The sequence below is a fragment of the Bacillus sp. ok061 genome (assembly GCF_900108285.1).
GTDB lineage: Bacteria > Bacillota > Bacilli > Bacillales > Bacillaceae_G > Bacillus_A > Bacillus_A thuringiensis_S.
Genome location: NZ_FNUW01000008.1, coordinates 28,813 through 46,439, shown reverse-complemented (window position 1 = coordinate 46,439; position 17,627 = coordinate 28,813). Strand labels below are relative to the sequence as shown.

The following is a 17,627-nucleotide window of genomic DNA, read 5'->3' as shown; positions in this document are numbered from 1 at the left end:
TCCCCCTAGAACCTCATTTTTCGTGTCCAATTTTAATCCCATAAATAACGGAATACACGTTTTACTTTTGACATCATACGGTCATCATTTTGATTATTATTGTTTTGATTACGAGTTTTTTGTTTCGCGGGTTGCTGTTGTACCGGCGTTGGTGCTGGTGCTGGTACTGGTTCAAAATGCTCTTGCTTTTCCTGCACATTTTTCCCACGTAATTTAGCTTTTTGATAAGAATGTTTAATTAATCCAACTCCGCTTGTATATTGGGGCTCACGCACACCAATATAATCAGGAGTTGCTACACGAACATTTTCATGTAAAATATCATATGCAAGATCAAGAACACCTGGCATAGAAGCAATTCCGCCAGTTAGTACATAACCAGAAGCCACTTGCTTTACTCCTAACTTACGCACTTCATCTTGAACAAACATTAAAATTTCCTCTACACGAGCCTCTATTATATCCGATAATTCCAACTGAGAATATTGTTCTGTTTGATCACTTCCCATAATAGGAACCGTAAACATCTCTTCTTCAGATGCTGTATCATAAAAAGCATGTCCATATTTCAACTTAATTTGATCTGCATTTTCTGTTGAAGTTTTCAACCCAATTGCAATATCCTTCGTTATATGGTCTCCACCTAATGGTAATACGCTCGTCGCTTGTAACTCTCCGTCTTTAAAAATAGATAAAGTTGTAGATCCTCCCCCCATATCAACAAGGGCTACTCCTCTATTTTTTTCATCTGAAGATATAGCAACTGTTGCAGCCGCTAAAGGTTGAAGACAAATATCAACAATTTCAAGACCTGCTTTTTCTACACAACGAAGTAGGTTATGTAGTAAAGTTCTCGAGCCTGTAATAAGTGTACCTTCCATTTCTAATCTTACACCGATCATCCCGCGTGGATCGTTAATCTCGTCAAGACCGTCTACGATGAACTGTCGAGGTACCACATCAATAAACTCACGTTCTGGAGCAATTGACACAACTTGTGCTGCATCTAGAACGCGTAAGACATCTTCATTCCCGATTTCACGATCTTCATTTGAAACAGCGACTACTCCGTGACAAGGAAGTAGCTGTACCTGGTTTGCATTGACACCTACTACAACTTGCTCAATGTGGATTCCCACCATGCGCTCAGCTTGTTCAATTGCTTTTTTAATTGATCGAACAGTCTCGTCTATATCAACTATCGATCCCTTCTTTAAACCATTTGATTTTACATTTCCAACACCAATAATGTTTAAGCTGTCATTAACCATTTCACCAATGATGACTTTAACATTGGATGTACCGATGTCAAGACTAACATATATTTCATTGCTGTTCATTCTTTGGCACCTCCTTCTTTATTTATACCATACAACTCAATATATGGAACAACAATCGCAACTTTACTATTTATAAGAAAAATATTCAACGTCTTTATACGTTTCCCTTTTTTAACCCTATATTTTTCTTATTTTTATTTAGCATTCAATTAAGAATATCGCAGTAAACTATGAATAACTGCTTATCTTGAAATAATTCTATTTCGAGTGTAAAGTTTACCGCCAAGTATAAGTCTACACTAAGATGTACTCATAGAAAAGTGAAACTTGTACCAATACTAGTATGAATCTAAGAATTTTTACATATTTTTCATCAAATGAACCATTCTTCTAAATTCGTATGCATATAATAGAACGTTTGTTTTGTTTTTTCTGCTATAAGCAACGAAAACTACCATTCTATTCTTTTTTTTCTTCCGCACCTAATTCTTTCGTATATGCACCTACTTCTAAGTCAATTAATACCTTCTTACCTGGCTCAATTGTTTTTAAAATAAGCGGATAGGCTTCCATACGTTTTGCGAAATTTTGAATCGTAGTGCTCACTTCATAACCTTCATTCATATATAAAGTAAGATGATCTTCATTCGCATTCGTTGGAGAATAGCGAATCTCCGAAATAGATTTTAAAATAGCTGGTGTTAACTTTTCTAGTTCAGCGATTAACTCCTTCATTTTCTCTTCTTTAAAAGGTTCGAAAATCGGTGCTGCAACAGGAAGTTTTCCATTAGGTAGTACATCAAGTGTTTTTCCATTCTCTAATAACGGTTGTAATTTTCCCTCTTTATTTATATAACCAATCGTTAAATATTCTTCAATATGAACATCAATCTTGTTTGGAAAACGTTTTTTTACATTTACTGCTTTAATTTCTTTTCGCTTCGTTAAGTTTTCTTCAGCTTTATGTGCTGTCACTCGGAAATAACTTGTATCATATGTCACGCCTGAATCCTTCATTACTTGCTCATCCGTCATATAGTGATTTCCAAACACACTAATCTTTTTTATATTACTAAGCGGAGACCGAAAATAAATTAAAAAGAGCACTAATAAAAATAAAATTGATATGTATAAAATCAATCGATGATTAACATTTTTTTTGTTTTTTTTCTTTTGATTTTTCAATTTTGGTACACGATCTTGTAGTTTAATCACTTTACTATTATTCATGTACGATCCCCCTATGTAACATAAAGAACGGCATGTTCCTCATGCCGTTCTTATCTTCTTATTATAACATAAATGATAATGAGCGGAACGAATAACCGTTATCTTCCAATGATTTCTACTTCTGTGTGCATATCTACATCAAATTTATCCTTAATTGTATGTTTTATTAATTCAATTAAGGACAATACATCTTGCGCTGAAGCCCCCCCGGTATTAACAATAAAATTGCCATGCATTTGAGAAATTTGAGCTCCACCAATCCTATAACCACGAAGCCCTGCTTTTTCTACTAAATCGCCTGCAAAATGTGGGATTGGATTCCGAAATATACTTCCTGCACACGGGTGATTCCATGGTTGCGTTTCACGGCGGTAATCTTTATTATTTTGCATGCTACGTACAATTTCTTCACGTTTTCCCGCCTGTAATTTAAACTCCGCCTCTAAAACAATACCAGGACGTTTCGTTTGCAATACAGATGCCCGATAAGAAAACTCCAGTTCTTTATTCGTTAACCAGTCAATTGTACCGTCTTCAAACAGAATGAGAGCCTTGGATAATACACTCGATATATCCGATTTATGTGCACCTGCATTCATATATACTGCACCACCGACACTTCCTGGAATACCGCTTGCAAACTCCAATCCAGCTAACCCTTGACGACTAAGTAAAGTTGACAATTTAATAAGAGGATATCCACTACCAACTCTTACCTTATGTTTTTCGACCTCTAAGTGATCTAATCCTTCTCCTAAACGAATAACAACACCTTCTATGCCTTGATCAGATACAAGAAGGTTTGAACCGCGCCCAATTACAGTCCACTTCGTTTTGTATTGCTTTACTAACTGTAATGTTTTTTCAATACCGGCTACATGCTTAGGCACAATTAAAATATCCGCTGGTCCACCTATTTTCATAGTTGTATAACGTGCTAACGACTCGTTAACTAAAACACGACCAACGTCTGCTTCTATAAGCTCATTTACTAATTGTTCCATAGACAATCTCCCCCATATTAAGTCTCCTTATGACAATAATATGCAGGGCGTTCACCTAACGTTATCCCTCTATTTACGGGCAGTACAGCTCCTAAATCAAAATTCGGCAGTAACAAAGAAGTTAGGCGGTATCGGGATGCCAGTAAACATCCGATTAGTGAAAGGTAATAATCAACGAGAGAGAATCACTCCCCACTGATTAAAACCTCACTTTATTTTTTTACAAGCTTATTCATTACTTCATACAGCTTATTTGCTGCATCTGGAATACCTAGTTTCTTAGCAGCTAGCTTCATATTTTGTAATGTTTGTGCATCCAATAAAATCTCATCAATATCACGAATAAGCGTTTCAGCTGTTAAATCTTTTTCAAGTAACATTTTTGCCGCTCCTTTATCAACAACTGAACGTGCATTCTTTTCCTGATGATTATTTGTTACGTACGGACTCGGTATTAACACACTTGGTTTTCCTAACGCTGTTAATTCTGCAAGTGTTGTTGCCCCAGCCCTTGAAACAACAAGGTCTACACCAGTTAGTACCTCTGGCATATTATGAATGAACGGCTTAATAATAACATTGTTCGGGTTCCCTTTTTGCTTCACGGCTTCCATCACTTTGTCATAATGTACTTCACCTGTTACATATAGTATTTCGTAGCTTTTGTTCCCAAACTGTTCAATTGCTTCAACGAAGGCATCGTTAATCGGTCTAGCGCCACGACTTCCACCAAATATAAGTACAGACTTTTTAGGAAGAGAAAGCCCAACTGAACGTTTCCCTTTCATCCCATTTTGATCCATTACCTCTGATGCTCGCGGATTACCTGTCATTACCACTTTTGACTCTGGAAAATGCTCTGTAGCTGCTTCAAAACAAACAGCAACTTTATCAACATAACGACTTAAAAATTTGTTCGTTACACCTGGTACACTATTTTGTTCATGTACAATAGTTGGAATACCTAATTTGGCTGCAGCGTATACAACTGGTCCACATACATATCCACCCGTTCCAATTACGATATCCGGGTTAAAACGACGAATATATCGTTTACTATCCTGTACACCTTTTAGAAAACGCATTACTGTCTTCACATTATCTAATGATATTTTTCGTTTAAATCCACTTATAACAATAGATTGAAATGGTATACCTGCTTTTGGAACGATTGTACTCTCTAGTCCATTTTCCGTACCAATATATAAAAATCTTGCTTCTGGATTTAACTTTTTTATTTCTCTAATTAAAGCAAGAGCTGGATAAATATGACCACCAGTACCCCCACCACTCACTAATACACGCACTACTAACTCCTCCGCTTCTCTTTTCTTATTTCCATTATATTTATTTCTATATACATATTGCATTTTTACACACATACGAAAAACCCTGTCTTATAAACAGGGTTTAGTAGCGAGAATGGCGACTTATATTTAATAATACACCTACTGCCATTAACATTAATGTCAAACTTGATCCACCATAACTTAAAAACGGCAAGGTAATACCCGTAACAGGCATCAGTCCTGTTACAACACCAACATTAATCATTACTTGAATCGCAATCATCGCCACAATACCTACTGCTAAAAACGTACCATATAAATCTGGCGCTCCTAATGCGATACGAATCCCGCGCCATAATAATAGACTAAATAATAATAACACAAATGAACCACCAATAAAACCTAATTCCTCGGATAAGATTGCAAATATAAAGTCAGTTTGTGGTTCAGGTAAATAAAGAAATTTTTGTCTACTTTGTCCAAGTCCAAGCCCAAATAATCCACCGGGTCCAATTGCGAGTAATGATTGGATAATTTGAAATCCACTTCCAAGCGGATCTGCCCACGGATCTAAATATGATGTAATGCGCTTCATTCGATACGGTGCTGATGCGATTAACCCTACAAACCCTGCTACACCAAGCAAACCAAACATCGCAAAGTGAAAGACCCTCGCTCCCGAAATAAATATCATAATGATACATGTCCCAACCATTACCGTTCCTGTCCCAAGGTCTGGCTGTAACATAATCATCCCAAAAGCAAGAAACACAAAACTAAGAGCCGGTAATAAACCACGTTTAAAAGATGTAATCAATTTTTGCCGTTCCGCTAAAAACTTTGCCAAGAAAATAATCATCGCAAACTTCATAAATTCTGACGGTTGAATCGAAAATGCTCCGATACCAATCCAACTTCGTGCTCCTCCTCGAACAAGACCTACTCCAGGAATAAGAACGAGAATAAGAAGAATGAAGCAAACTAGCAAAATTACTTTTGAATACGTACGCCACACCCAATAATCAATTTTCATAATAAAAAACATAGCTACTACACCAAGACCCGCAAACAGTAATTGTCTTTTGGCAAAAAAGAATGAGTCCCCCATTTTATAAGAGGCCCAAACTGCACTCGCACTATAAACCATAATCATTCCGATTGTCAACAATGAAAGTGTTACGATGATGAGAATAAAATCAGGCGTTTTCTTCATTACCCACAAACACCACCTCTTTAGGCAGAACCTTTTGCCCTATGTAACAAAACATCAGTAGGTGTTAGCCTACTGATGTTTTGATTTACTTTATATAAGTTTATGCACAGCTTGTATAAAAATGTCTCCTCTTTCTTCAAATGTTTTAAATTGATCCCAGCTTGCACACGCTGGAGAAAGAAGAACAACATCACCTTCTTTAGAATGAGCATAAGCTTTCACCACTGCTTCATCTAAAGTATCGACACTTTCAATTATATCTAATCCCGCTTTTTCTGCCGCTCTTACTAGTTTGGGAGCTGTTTGTCCAAATGTTACAATCGCTTTTACATTTTTGAAATACGGAATTAAATCATCGAATTCATTTCCACGATCAAGCCCACCTGCTAGTAACACAATCGGTTGTGTAAACGCAGATAGTGCTTTCTCAGTCGCTAACATATTCGTTGCTTTTGAATCATTATAAAACTTACGGTTGTTAATCGTTGTTACATATTCTAAACGATGTTTTACACCCGTAAAACGTTTTAACACGACCGTAATTGCTTCATTAGAAGTACCTAATAATTTCGCAATACTCATCGCAGCTAAAATATTTTCTAGATTATGTTGACCAGGTAAAACGATATCGCTTACTTCAACAACTTTTTCACCTTTGAAATAAAGAGCGTTATCTTTTATACACGCGCCATCTTCAATTTCTTTCGTTGTCGAAAACAGGATTTTTTGACCTTTAGTATCCGCAGATAACTCCATCACATCTGCATCATCCGCATTTATTACACTATAATCGTTTTCTGTTTGGTTTTTAAAAACATTTGCTTTTGCTAAACCATATTCCTTCTTCGTCCCATGATAATCTAAGTGGGCTTCAAATAAGTTTAAGAACGCTGCAATTTTAGGTTGGAACGATTCTACTCCCATCAATTGGAACGATGAAAGCTCTGTAACTACAACTTCATTTTCTTTTGCATCCTGTGCTACTTCACAAGCTACAGTTCCTATATTCCCTGCAATAACAGGATGCTTTTGTCCTTCTTTTAACATTTCAAATGTCAGCATTGTTGTCGTCGTTTTACCATTAGACCCTGTAATTCCAACAAATGGTGCTTTTGAAATACGATATGCTAATTCAACTTCCGTAACAATTGGAATTTCTTTTTCTTTCGCAGCAACTAATATTGGATTAGAATACGGGATTCCTGGATTTTTAACGACAAGAGAAATATTTCTCTCTAATAATTCTAAAGGATGGCCACCGCATACAACGTCCATTCCTTTTGCTTGTAATTCTGCAGCAAGTACATTGTCTGCTAAAGGCTTTCCGTCATTTACAATGACATTCGCCCCTAATTTTTGCAACAAAGTAGCTGCTGCATAACCACTCTTTGCAATGCCTAATACAAGAATATTTTTATTTTGAAATTCAGTTACAGTTTTCAATTACATCCACACCCCGATATAAATTCCTAACACAGCTAATAAAAATCCTACAGACCAAAACGTTACAACAACGCGCCATTCTGACCAACCACATAATTCATAATGGTGGTGTAATGGACTCATTTTAAAGACACGTTTCCCTGTTGTTTTAAACGAAATAACTTGAATAATAACAGATAAAGTTTCCATTACGAATACTCCACCAATAATTACAAGTAGTAATTCTTGTTTTAATAAAATTGCTACAGCTGCGATAGCTCCACCTAAAGCTAAGGAACCTGTATCCCCCATAAATACTTTTGCTGGATTCGCGTTGAATACTAAAAATCCAAGTACTGCTCCGACAACTGCCATACAGAATATCGCAACTCCAAATTGTTCTTGTGCTACTGCAATAATACTAAATGCTCCAAATGCAATAGCCGCTGTTCCTGATAATAAACCATCTAAACCATCAGTTAAGTTAACCGCATTCGAGCCACCGATTAGCATAAATAGTACAAGTACAAAATACGCCCAACCTAATTCAAACTTAACATCCGTACCTGGAATCATGATATATGTGTGAAATGCTTGCCCTTTTCCAATTAAAAAGAACGCAATAGCAATAACAAGCTGACCTACTAATTTTTGTTTTGATGTTAAACCAAGATTTCTCTTCTTAACTACCTTTATGTAGTCATCTAAAAATCCAATCAATCCATAACCAAATGTCACTAATAATAATAACGAAACTTCTGCACCTAAATGATTAAACTTAATCGCCATAATAAGTGAAGTGACCATCATAGATACATATATGACAATACCACCCATTGTCGGTGTCCCTGATTTTTTTTGATGTGACTTTGGTCCCTCATCACGAATACTCTGTCCAAACTTTAATTTTCTTAAAAATGGAATAAACAATGGCGAAAGGGCAACAGAAATTAAGAATGCTACCCCAGCCGTTACTAATAAACCTTGCTCAAGCACATGTAGTCCTCCTCTCACGTTGTTACTCTTCGTTGTTTAAACGCCCTGTAATTGCTTCTTTGGCAACTTCACGATCATCAAAATGATGAACTTCTTTACCAATAATTTGATACGTTTCATGACCCTTACCAGCAATAATAATGATATCATCTGCTTTCACATTAGCGATTGCATGGTGTATCGCTTCTTTTCTATCAATAATCACTTCATAATTATTCCCACTTGCACCCTGTACCATATCATCTAAAATAGCCGCTGGATCTTCACTTCTTGGATTATCTGATGTATAAATTGCATGAGTTGCATATTTCGTTGCAACACTTGCCATTATCGGTCTCTTTGTTCGATCCCTATCGCCGCCACAACCAACGATACAATACACATCACCTTTTGCAAATTGTTTTGCAGTTTTTAATACATTTTCTAAACTATCCGGCGTATGCGCGTAATCAACAATAACTGTATAATTTTGTCCGCCATCAACAACTTCAAAACGTCCTGGAACCCCAGCTAGTTCCTTTATAACAGCAATGATTGTTTCTAATTTCACACCCGAAACAAGTCCTGCTGCTGTTGCTGCAAGTACGTTATATACATTAAATTTACCTATTAATTTCATCGTAACATTTACACTTTCATATGGTGTGACAAGCGTAAATGTAGTCCCGCCACTCGTCATAACGATATTTTTTGCCATAATGTCACTTCTTGTATCAATACCATATGTTACAACTGTTGCTGCAGTACTTCTCATATACTCTTCTGTTACATTATCATCGCTATTCAGCACAGCGTACTTTTCACGATTATGATTATAACTATTGCCAAGCTGTGCAAATAGTAACCCTTTTGCATGTTTATATTCTTCCATCGTTTTATGATAGTCTAAATGATCTTGTGTTAAATTCGTAAACACCGCTACATCGTAATCACATCCGTGTACACGACCAAGATCTAACGCATGTGACGAAACTTCCATTACCGTGCTGTCCACACCTTGTTCAACCATTTTTGAAAACGTCTGTTGAAGTGTTAGTGCATCTGGTGTTGTATTTTTCACCTCAAATGTTTCATCACCGATTTTCATATTAATCGTTCCAATTAGCCCTGTTTTATGACCATGTGCTCGCATAATCTCATCCATAATATGCGATGTTGTTGTCTTTCCATTTGTACCTGTAATTCCGATTAAATGTAACTTGTGTGTCGGTTGACCATAAAAATAATCAGCTAAAACCGCTAACGAACGAAAAGTATTTTTCACAAGTACAACTGGAACGTCAACATCAATTGGTCTTTCCGCAACAATAGCAGCCGCTCCTTGTGCCGCTGCTTGCTTAGCAAAATCATGGCTATCAACCGTATATCCTTTCATACATACAAATAAGCTTCCCTCTTTCACTTTACGTGAATCAGCTTCTATAGATGTGATTTCTGGATTTTCTTTTGGAACAACTGGAAAATCATGCAAACATGATAAAAGTGTATGCAACTTCATTTCACTAAACCCTCTCTACATTGTTTATTTATCTTTTTTTCAGTAAGCAACACATTACCTCCTATATAAGGAGGTAAGTGCTACTAGCCTATTTATGAATGAGACACTTATTGTCTCACATTAAGTAACTGTTCTATAAAGAACTCACTTCCACCAATTGTACCATAAAACGTACTATGTTACCTTTAATTCCCGAAGTAAATTCTAATTTTTGAGCCTTCTTTTACTTTAGCTCCCGCTTCTGGTGATTGCTTAATTACTTTCTCTCCATCTCCACTTATATCAAGCTGCAAATCGACGAGTTGTGTTTGTAAGTCTTTCTTTTTCATTCCAATTAAATTCGGAACTTCCACAGTTGGTGTATCGCCCCATTTATATTCTTTCTCAACTTGTTCTTTTCTCGGTTTCACTCCCATAACAGGAAGCGCATCTCGAAGGATATTCCCGACAATTGGAGCTGCTACCACTCCACCAAACTGTGTAACCCCTTTTGGATTATCAACAGCAACATACACAACAATCTCTGGATCATCCGCTGGAGCAAATCCGATAAAAGATACAATATAATTATTCTCTAAATATTTACCATCTTTCACCTTTTGAGCAGTACCCGTTTTTCCACCTACACGATATCCATCAATATAAGCTCCTTTACCAGAACCTTTCGCTACAACATTCTCTAATGCATAACGAACTTTTTCTGAAGTTTCCTTGGAAATAACTTTTCTTTTCTCAACAGGTGTCTTTTTACTAACAACTTGATTATTTTTTGGATCAATAAACTCCTTAGCTATATACGGCTGATACAATGTTCCACCATTTACAGCCGCCGCTACAGCTGCTACTTGTTGAATTGGTGTAACAGAAACCCCTTGGCCGAATGAAGTTGTTGCTTGCTCTACTGGACCAACTTTATCTAAATTAAATAAAATCCCACTGCCTTCACCTTGCAAGTCAATTCCAGTCTTCTGCCCAAAACCAAAATTACGAATGTATTTAAATAATCGGTCTTTACCAAGGCGATCACCAAGTTCAATAAATCCCGGGTTACATGAGTTTTGAACGACTTCTAAAAACGTTTGACTGCCATGACCTCCTGCTTTCCAGCATTTCAATCTAGCTCCACCGACTTCAGCTGCTCCATCATCATAAAACGTATCCTTCTCTAAGTCTACTAAATTTTCATTCAATGCTGCAGCTAATGTAATGATCTTAAATGTTGAACCAGGCTCATACGTACTCCACACAGGTAGATTTCTGTTATACACTTCTGGAGAGACACTTTGAAAATCCGCTGGATCAAAACTCGGCCGACTAGACATACCTAAAATTTCACCATTTTTAGGATTCATTGCAATCGCAATCATACCGTCTGGATTATAAGTTGACTCCGCAATATTCATTTCTCTTTCCATAATCCTTGTAATACGCGCATCGATTGTTAATCCTAAATTTAAACCAGCTTCTGGTTTTTTGAAATCATCACCAACATTAGGCATCCTTTGTCCTTTCGCATCTGCAAAAAAACGCACATGACCTTTGTCCCCATTTAGCTCCTTATCATAATATTTTTCTAGTCCCATAAGACCTTGGTTATCGCTACCTGCAAAACCTAATACATGTGATAAAAAATTCCCAAATGGGTAGTACCGGATAGAATCCTCTGCGATATACACGCCCTTCAAACTTAAGCCTCGTACCTCTTTCGCTTTGTCATGTGATATTTTCCTTCCGCCTTTATCTAACCTTACAATCGATTCTTTTTTTGTAATCCTCTTATAAATCTCATCTTTTTCCACACCTAATACTGCAGCTAACTCCTCTGCAGTCTCTGCTGGTTTTTCAATTTGCCTCGGTACAACAAAGACAGTTGGAGCACTTTTATTCGTGGCAAGTTCCACACCATTTCGGTCTAAAATTTTCCCACGTTCGGGTTCAAAAGTAATATTACGACTCCATGAATCTTTCGCACGATCCGTTAACATATTCCCAAGAAAAAATTGCACATATCCAAGACGAATATCGATAATAGTGAAGATAAGTATACCTGATATAAGTATAAAAATAAGTCGTTTTCTAACTGTTACATTTGATACACGCATATCGGAACAAGCCTCCCTTACGCCTAGCTTGTTCCAATATATGCTTGTACTTATTTAATTAGAACTTCTTCTCTTTTACCATTACGGCTTTTCTGCTTCTTGTTGTGGTTCGAGTGGCGGTACGAGTGTGACACCTAATTCTGTACCAGGTTGTAATAATGTTCCTTCCGCCACACTTTGTTCTGTTACGTATCCTGTACCAGAAGGCTTCAAGTTAAGCTGTAATGTCTTCGCTAAATTCATAACATCACGCAGTGCCCATCCTTGTATATTTGGCATTGTAGGCTTATCTCCTACCAAGAAGACTCGGTCGCCTTTCAATGTTTGTTCAGTCGCTTTTGGTACTTGTTGCTGTACTTTCCCTTCACCTAATACGATTGGACGAAGTTTTGCTTTATCAATTGCTTTCCCCGCTTCAGCCATCGTTTTACCAGTTACATCTGGAACAGTAGTTTGTTGCTCTTTCAGATGTTTTTTCGGATCTTTCACTTCATTTGGCTTAATCTTTAAATACTCTAAACTATTTTTTGTTACATATTTAAAAATATCAGCTAAAGGCTGTGCACCGTTCTCATCATCTTTTAATTTCGGCTGTTTTACAGCTACATAAACAACAAGTTGTGGGTCGTCCATTGGTGCCATACCTAAGAATGAGAATATATAATTCTGTCTTCCTGTCATATAGCCGCCTTTTCCATCCGGAATTTGCGCTGTACCTGTTTTACCACCAACTGAATATCCATCAATTTTATAAGCTGTCCCTGTACCTTTCGGAGATGTAACAACACGTTCTAATAACTGTCTTACTTGCGCTGCTGTTTCCTTTGTAACAGGTTTTCCTACTTCTTCTGGCTTATGTTCTAATTTTACTTTCCCTGTTATCGGATCTACAATTTTATCAATTGCATAAGGTTTCATCATTTTCCCATCATTTGCAATAGCTGTTGCAGCTTGTACAAGCTGAATTGGTGTTACAGTGGAACCTTGTCCAAAAGCTGTTGTCACTTGTTGTATTTGCTGATCAAATAAAATTGTATTCGATCCTTCACCTGATAAATCAATGTTCGTTTTTTCATCTAATCCAAAACTATGAATATATTTTCGGAAACGTTCTGGACCAAGTTTTTGATCTCCTAAAATTGCAAACGCTACGTTTGAAGAACGTTCTACCCCTTCATCAAACGTGATAGAGCCCCAACCAGCACCGCCGTTATGATCTTTTATTTTCCTATTTCCGACTTGATATGTCCCAGACTGATAATAATCTTGCCCTTTGTACACACCTTCATTAATAGCTGCCGCTAGCGTGAAAATTTTCATTGTTGATCCAGGTTCAAATGCATTGGCAATTGCGTCATTGAAGAAATATTTAATTTGACGATCATTAGGGTCATAACTAGGTTTAGTAGACATCGCTAATATTTTTCCAGTTTTCGGATCTGCAACAATCCCTATTAAACTTTCTGGTTCATATTGCTTACTTGCTGCTTTCATCGCGTCTTCTAAATAACTTTGGACACGTTGATCAATTGTTAAATACGCGTTATCTCCATTTTTAGGTGCCTTTACATTAACTTTTCCACCATCAAGAGACACACCTTTACGATCACCTGTATATGCTACTTCTCCGTTAGAAGCACTTAAATATTTATCCAAGCTTTTCTCTATGCCAAATTGACCTACCGAGGTTCCATTCTCATTTGGTTTTGCATGACCTATAACATAAGATGCGAAATCACCGTTTGGATACACCCTTGCATTTTCTGTAATAAAAGATATTCCCGGCAACTTCAACGCTTCTATTTGTTCCTTCTTTTCTTTCGTCAAATCCTTACCTAACGTTCCAAATTCGACTTGACTTCTACCTTCCTTATTTAAAGAAGCTAAAATATCCTCTTCGCCTTTTCCAAGTACTCCTGCAATTTTCTTTGCAGTATCTTCTTTATTCTCAACAGAGTTAGCACCTTTTAGGGCGGCTACTATTTTATAAGAGTTTGCGTCTTGCGCTAACACATGACCGTTTTGATCATAAATGGTTCCTCTGTTCGCTTCAAGAACTCCTGTTTTACTATGCTTTTGTTTAGCAAGTTCATCTAAATCTTGATTATGAACTGTTCCTGTTGATTGTATGTAAAAAAATCGGGCTAATAACAGCAAAAAGAGCAGGAGGAAAAATATCATAAAATAACCTGCTCCCTTATTGGTATGAAATTTAGTCATATTCTTCTTCATCGTTCCTTCACACCTATTGCCTTATTTGAGGCCTTTCACATTATTCGCATTAATTTCTAGCCCGTGTTTTTTTGCAACTTCAGCGATTCGTTCATAGCGACTTAACTTCTCTACTTCAGCTTGTAATTCTTGATTTTCTTTTTGCTGCTGTACAATTTTTTCTTCTATCGTCGCTGCTTCTACATTAACTTGATAAAGGCCTGCTTTATTTCCAATAAACGCGACACAGGCATACAATAAAAAGCCAATAAACGCTACATACAACAGTTTTTCGATTCTTGTAATTTTCGCTTTAACTTTCGGCTTAACCATCTGCTGTGGGGGCGTTTGAATTTGCACCTCTTCTTGCGCTTGTTGTTTGTACTTTACAGCTAAATTAGTCATACCTCTCTCTCCCTTTTATCGTTTTTCAGCGATTCTCAACTTCGCAGAACGCGCACGATTATTTTCTTCTAGCTCTATATCAGAAGGTAAAATCGGTTTTCTTGTAATAAGCTTTAATTTCGGCTTAAATTCATCAGGAATAATCGGTAATCCTGGCGGCAATTGTGGCGTTGTACTATTTCGCTTAAACGTTGTTTTACAAATGCGATCTTCTAATGAATGGAATGTTATAACACTAACTCTTCCACCTGGCTTAACCATCTCAATAGCAGATTCCAATGCTTCTTCAAATACTTTTAATTCATCATTTACAGCTATACGAATTGCCTGAAACACTCGCTTAGCAGGATGCCCACCAGTTCTACGAGCAGGAGCCGGAATACCTTCTTTAATTAGCTCTACTAATTCTCCTGTCGTTTCAATAGCTTTATTCTCACGATAAGCTTCAATTTTTCTTGCAATTTGTTTTGAAAATTTCTCTTCACCGTATTGGAAGAAAATCCTTACAAGTTGTTCATATGACCAACTATTTACAACATCATATGCTGTTAATGGGGCATCTTGATCCATCCGCATATCTAACGGTGCATCATGATGATAACTAAAGCCTCGCTCTGGTGTATCTAATTGTGGGGATGAAACACCTAAATCAAATAAAATACCGTCTACTTCTGTTATACCTATTTCCTGCAGTTTTTCAGCTAAATAGCGGAAGTTACTCTTTACTGTTATAAACTGTTCACCGTATGAAGAGAACTTTTCTTTCGCGTTTTGAATCGCTATCTCATCTTGATCAAACGCTATTAATTTTCCACCTTCAGTTAATTGGGATAATAAATAAGAACTATGTCCTCCTCCCCCCAGTGTACAATCTACATATGTACCATCTGGCTTTATATCTAAGCCGTCTACTGTTTCCTTTAAAAGCACTGTTACGTGTTTAAACATTGTTGCACCTACTCTTTTTCCAATTAATTATGTTGAATGTATCCCTTCCTCTAAACACATCTTTCATGCTTAGAGAATGAAATAATACGAAAGAACGACTCATTTAACTTACCAATAAAGGCAACATACTATACAAATCGCTATTTTCTTTTATTATATACTAAATTTTATCATCTTTTGCGGGAATTTAAATAAAAAACTGTCGAAAAAGCGAATAATACGTTTACATTTTGTGCTATTTTGTCATATATTTAAGTATCCAACACAATTACCATATCTATTTTTTTGATTGATAATTCAGAAAAAAATCACTTCACAGTAAATTCAACGGAATAAAAATAAAATCCTGCTCCAAAGAGCAAGATTTTATAGTTTTATAACATGATGTTTTCCGTCCCAAGAAAAAGGGTTTTCCATTACACGATCAACGAAATCCAAACCAAACTGATTTAAATAATAACATACATTCCACACACGTTCTTGCGGCGCACCTAATGGACGAAGTGCGAATTGTATACGGCGAAATTTATTTAGCTGAACCTCATACTTTTTCTCAACATTTCTTTTCAACATTCTTTCCAGCAGTTCAATTTGTTCATTAATTTTCAATTCGTTTTTCCCTGCAAACGCACCTAACCCCGGCTCTATTTTCTTTACAAATTGCTGTAAAGATGTATGAATATCGGCAATTTCTTTTTTCGCCTTTTCAAAATGATCATCAATCGGTTCCTCTATTTGATTAGACAACCAGTTTTCACGCAGTTTATCTACATCATTTAAAAACGGATCACTTTCTCTCAATTGCAGATCGAATAAATCTGTCGCTATATATCTCTCCACATAAGTAATTGTAAGACGAGGAACGACAGGTGGCATTTGAAAACCGACAGTATGGAATACTTGTTGTAATTCACTCCAATAAGCTAATTCCCCTGGACCTCCAATAAATGCGAGCGTAGGAAATACATACTCTTGCATAAGAGGACGTGTTACAACATTATTACTAAAACGTGCCGGATTTCTCTCCATCTCTTCAATCAACTCTTCGTATGAAAATGAATGCGCCCCATCCTTTCCAACAAACTTACCTTGATGCTCTTCAAGCAATACTCGTTCATTATCTATTTCCATGAATATATGCACTGCATGAGACTTCGTTTCAATAATCGGTTTGTATCCTAGTTCTTTAATTACTTCCTGCTGATTACGAAGGCCCTCTTGTACCTCTTTATACTTACTTATAATTCGCTTTAAAAATGGAATTTCTAACTTTCTTAATTCAGGATGATGTGAATCAACAAGGATTAAACCAGAATTAGCAAAGATTTTCGTAATAAGATGAGCAAAGAAATCTACATACGTATTCGATTTTTCCAAAGCATCATCAACAAATTTTAATACATCCTTTGTAAAATTTGTTTCTGGATATGTTTTAAAAATCTCTTCAATCCAATTTCTACAATCTTCAACAGAAAGTTCAGACTCAGAAGCACTCGCCTTTTTCGGATTACGATCATAAAAAATAGTTTTTTTCATCTTTTTATTTTTCGCTACAAAAGTATGGTTAATCTCATCCATATCATGGTCTTCACCCGCAATCCAGAAGACAGGGACAACTTTCACCCCTAAACTTTCTTCTTTTTCCTTTGCAAGCTTTAAAATTGAAATAACTTTATGAATTGTATAAAGCGGTCCAGTTAATAACCCCGCTTGTTGTCCAGCTATTACAACATATGTATTTTCATCTCCAAGCGCTTTTACATTTTGAAGTGTAGATTCTCCCGCTTGTAATTTTGTATTATATTCTAATAAATGCGCTACTAAATCTTGGCGGAAAAACTCCCTTTCACGCAAATCATGTAAACGCTGTTTAAAAGCATCTTCTGTTAACATATAATCAAAACATGACTGTATCTCTTTTTTACCGTTCATATAGTCCGCTACAACACCTTGTTGCGGAACAGAGATTTCTTTTATCTCCATATAATTCTTCCTTTCGTATCCAGTTCTCTCACCAATCCACATTGTA

Annotated in this window: 13 protein-coding genes; all 13 read right to left on the bottom strand. The window is 36.5% G+C overall.

Translation table 11 applies throughout. The annotated features are described in order from the left end of the window. Positions 1–32: 32 nt before the first annotated feature. Entirely contained in the window at positions 33–1,340 is a 1,308-nt protein-coding gene (gene ftsA / locus C4S65_RS13090; RefSeq protein ID WP_001087557.1) for a cell division protein FtsA, read from the bottom strand. Positions 1,341–1,739: 399 nt separating this feature from the next. Next, positions 1,740–2,510 carry a cell division protein DivIB gene (gene divIB / locus C4S65_RS13085; RefSeq protein ID WP_001065791.1) on the bottom strand — a complete coding sequence of 257 codons (771 nt, stop codon included), beginning with the start codon at positions 2,508–2,510 and terminating at the stop codon, positions 1,740–1,742. 98 nt (positions 2,511–2,608) lie between these two features. After that, on the bottom strand, positions 2,609–3,514 hold the full coding sequence (gene murB / locus C4S65_RS13080) for a UDP-N-acetylmuramate dehydrogenase (protein WP_086407625.1): 906 nt from the start codon (positions 3,512–3,514) through the stop codon (positions 2,609–2,611). 212 nt (positions 3,515–3,726) lie between these two features. Next, positions 3,727–4,821, bottom strand: a complete 1,095-nt coding sequence (murG, locus tag C4S65_RS13070; protein WP_014894899.1) for an undecaprenyldiphospho-muramoylpentapeptide beta-N-acetylglucosaminyltransferase — start codon at positions 4,819–4,821, stop codon at positions 3,727–3,729. Positions 4,822–4,924: 103 nt separating this feature from the next. After that, positions 4,925–6,016: a stage V sporulation protein E gene (gene spoVE / locus C4S65_RS13065; protein ID WP_000753521.1), complete on the bottom strand. Its 1,092-nt coding sequence runs from the start codon at positions 6,014–6,016 to the stop codon at positions 4,925–4,927. A 90-nt stretch (positions 6,017–6,106) separates the two neighbouring features. After that, positions 6,107–7,459, bottom strand: a complete 1,353-nt coding sequence (murD, locus tag C4S65_RS13060; protein ID WP_000860097.1) for a UDP-N-acetylmuramoyl-L-alanine--D-glutamate ligase — start codon at positions 7,457–7,459, stop codon at positions 6,107–6,109. Beyond that, complete coding sequence (gene mraY, locus C4S65_RS13055) at positions 7,460–8,434, bottom strand: phospho-N-acetylmuramoyl-pentapeptide-transferase (protein ID WP_000893058.1); 975 nt, start codon at positions 8,432–8,434, stop codon at positions 7,460–7,462. 22 nt (positions 8,435–8,456) lie between these two features. After that, positions 8,457–9,932 carry a UDP-N-acetylmuramoyl-L-alanyl-D-glutamate--2,6-diaminopimelate ligase gene (gene murE / locus C4S65_RS13050; protein WP_000766288.1) on the bottom strand — a complete coding sequence of 492 codons (1,476 nt, stop codon included), beginning with the start codon at positions 9,930–9,932 and terminating at the stop codon, positions 8,457–8,459. A 185-nt stretch (positions 9,933–10,117) separates the two neighbouring features. Continuing rightward, complete coding sequence (locus tag C4S65_RS13045) at positions 10,118–12,034, bottom strand: stage V sporulation protein D (RefSeq protein WP_001266221.1); 1,917 nt, start codon at positions 12,032–12,034, stop codon at positions 10,118–10,120. Between the two features lie 81 nt (positions 12,035–12,115). Continuing rightward, positions 12,116–14,215 carry a penicillin-binding protein gene (locus tag C4S65_RS13040; RefSeq protein ID WP_061666434.1) on the bottom strand — a complete coding sequence of 700 codons (2,100 nt, stop codon included), beginning with the start codon at positions 14,213–14,215 and terminating at the stop codon, positions 12,116–12,118. 72 nt (positions 14,216–14,287) lie between these two features. Next, complete coding sequence (gene ftsL / locus C4S65_RS13035; protein ID WP_000182806.1) at positions 14,288–14,650, bottom strand: cell division protein FtsL; 363 nt, start codon at positions 14,648–14,650, stop codon at positions 14,288–14,290. Positions 14,651–14,665: 15 nt separating this feature from the next. Further along, positions 14,666–15,598 (bottom strand): 16S rRNA (cytosine(1402)-N(4))-methyltransferase RsmH, encoded by a 933-nt coding sequence (rsmH, locus tag C4S65_RS13030; RefSeq protein ID WP_000472508.1) that lies wholly within the window; start codon positions 15,596–15,598, stop codon positions 14,666–14,668. Positions 15,599–15,964: 366 nt separating this feature from the next. Next, complete coding sequence (gene bshC / locus C4S65_RS13025) at positions 15,965–17,581, bottom strand: bacillithiol biosynthesis cysteine-adding enzyme BshC (RefSeq protein WP_086407627.1); 1,617 nt, start codon at positions 17,579–17,581, stop codon at positions 15,965–15,967. Between the last annotated feature and the right edge of the window lie 46 nt (positions 17,582–17,627).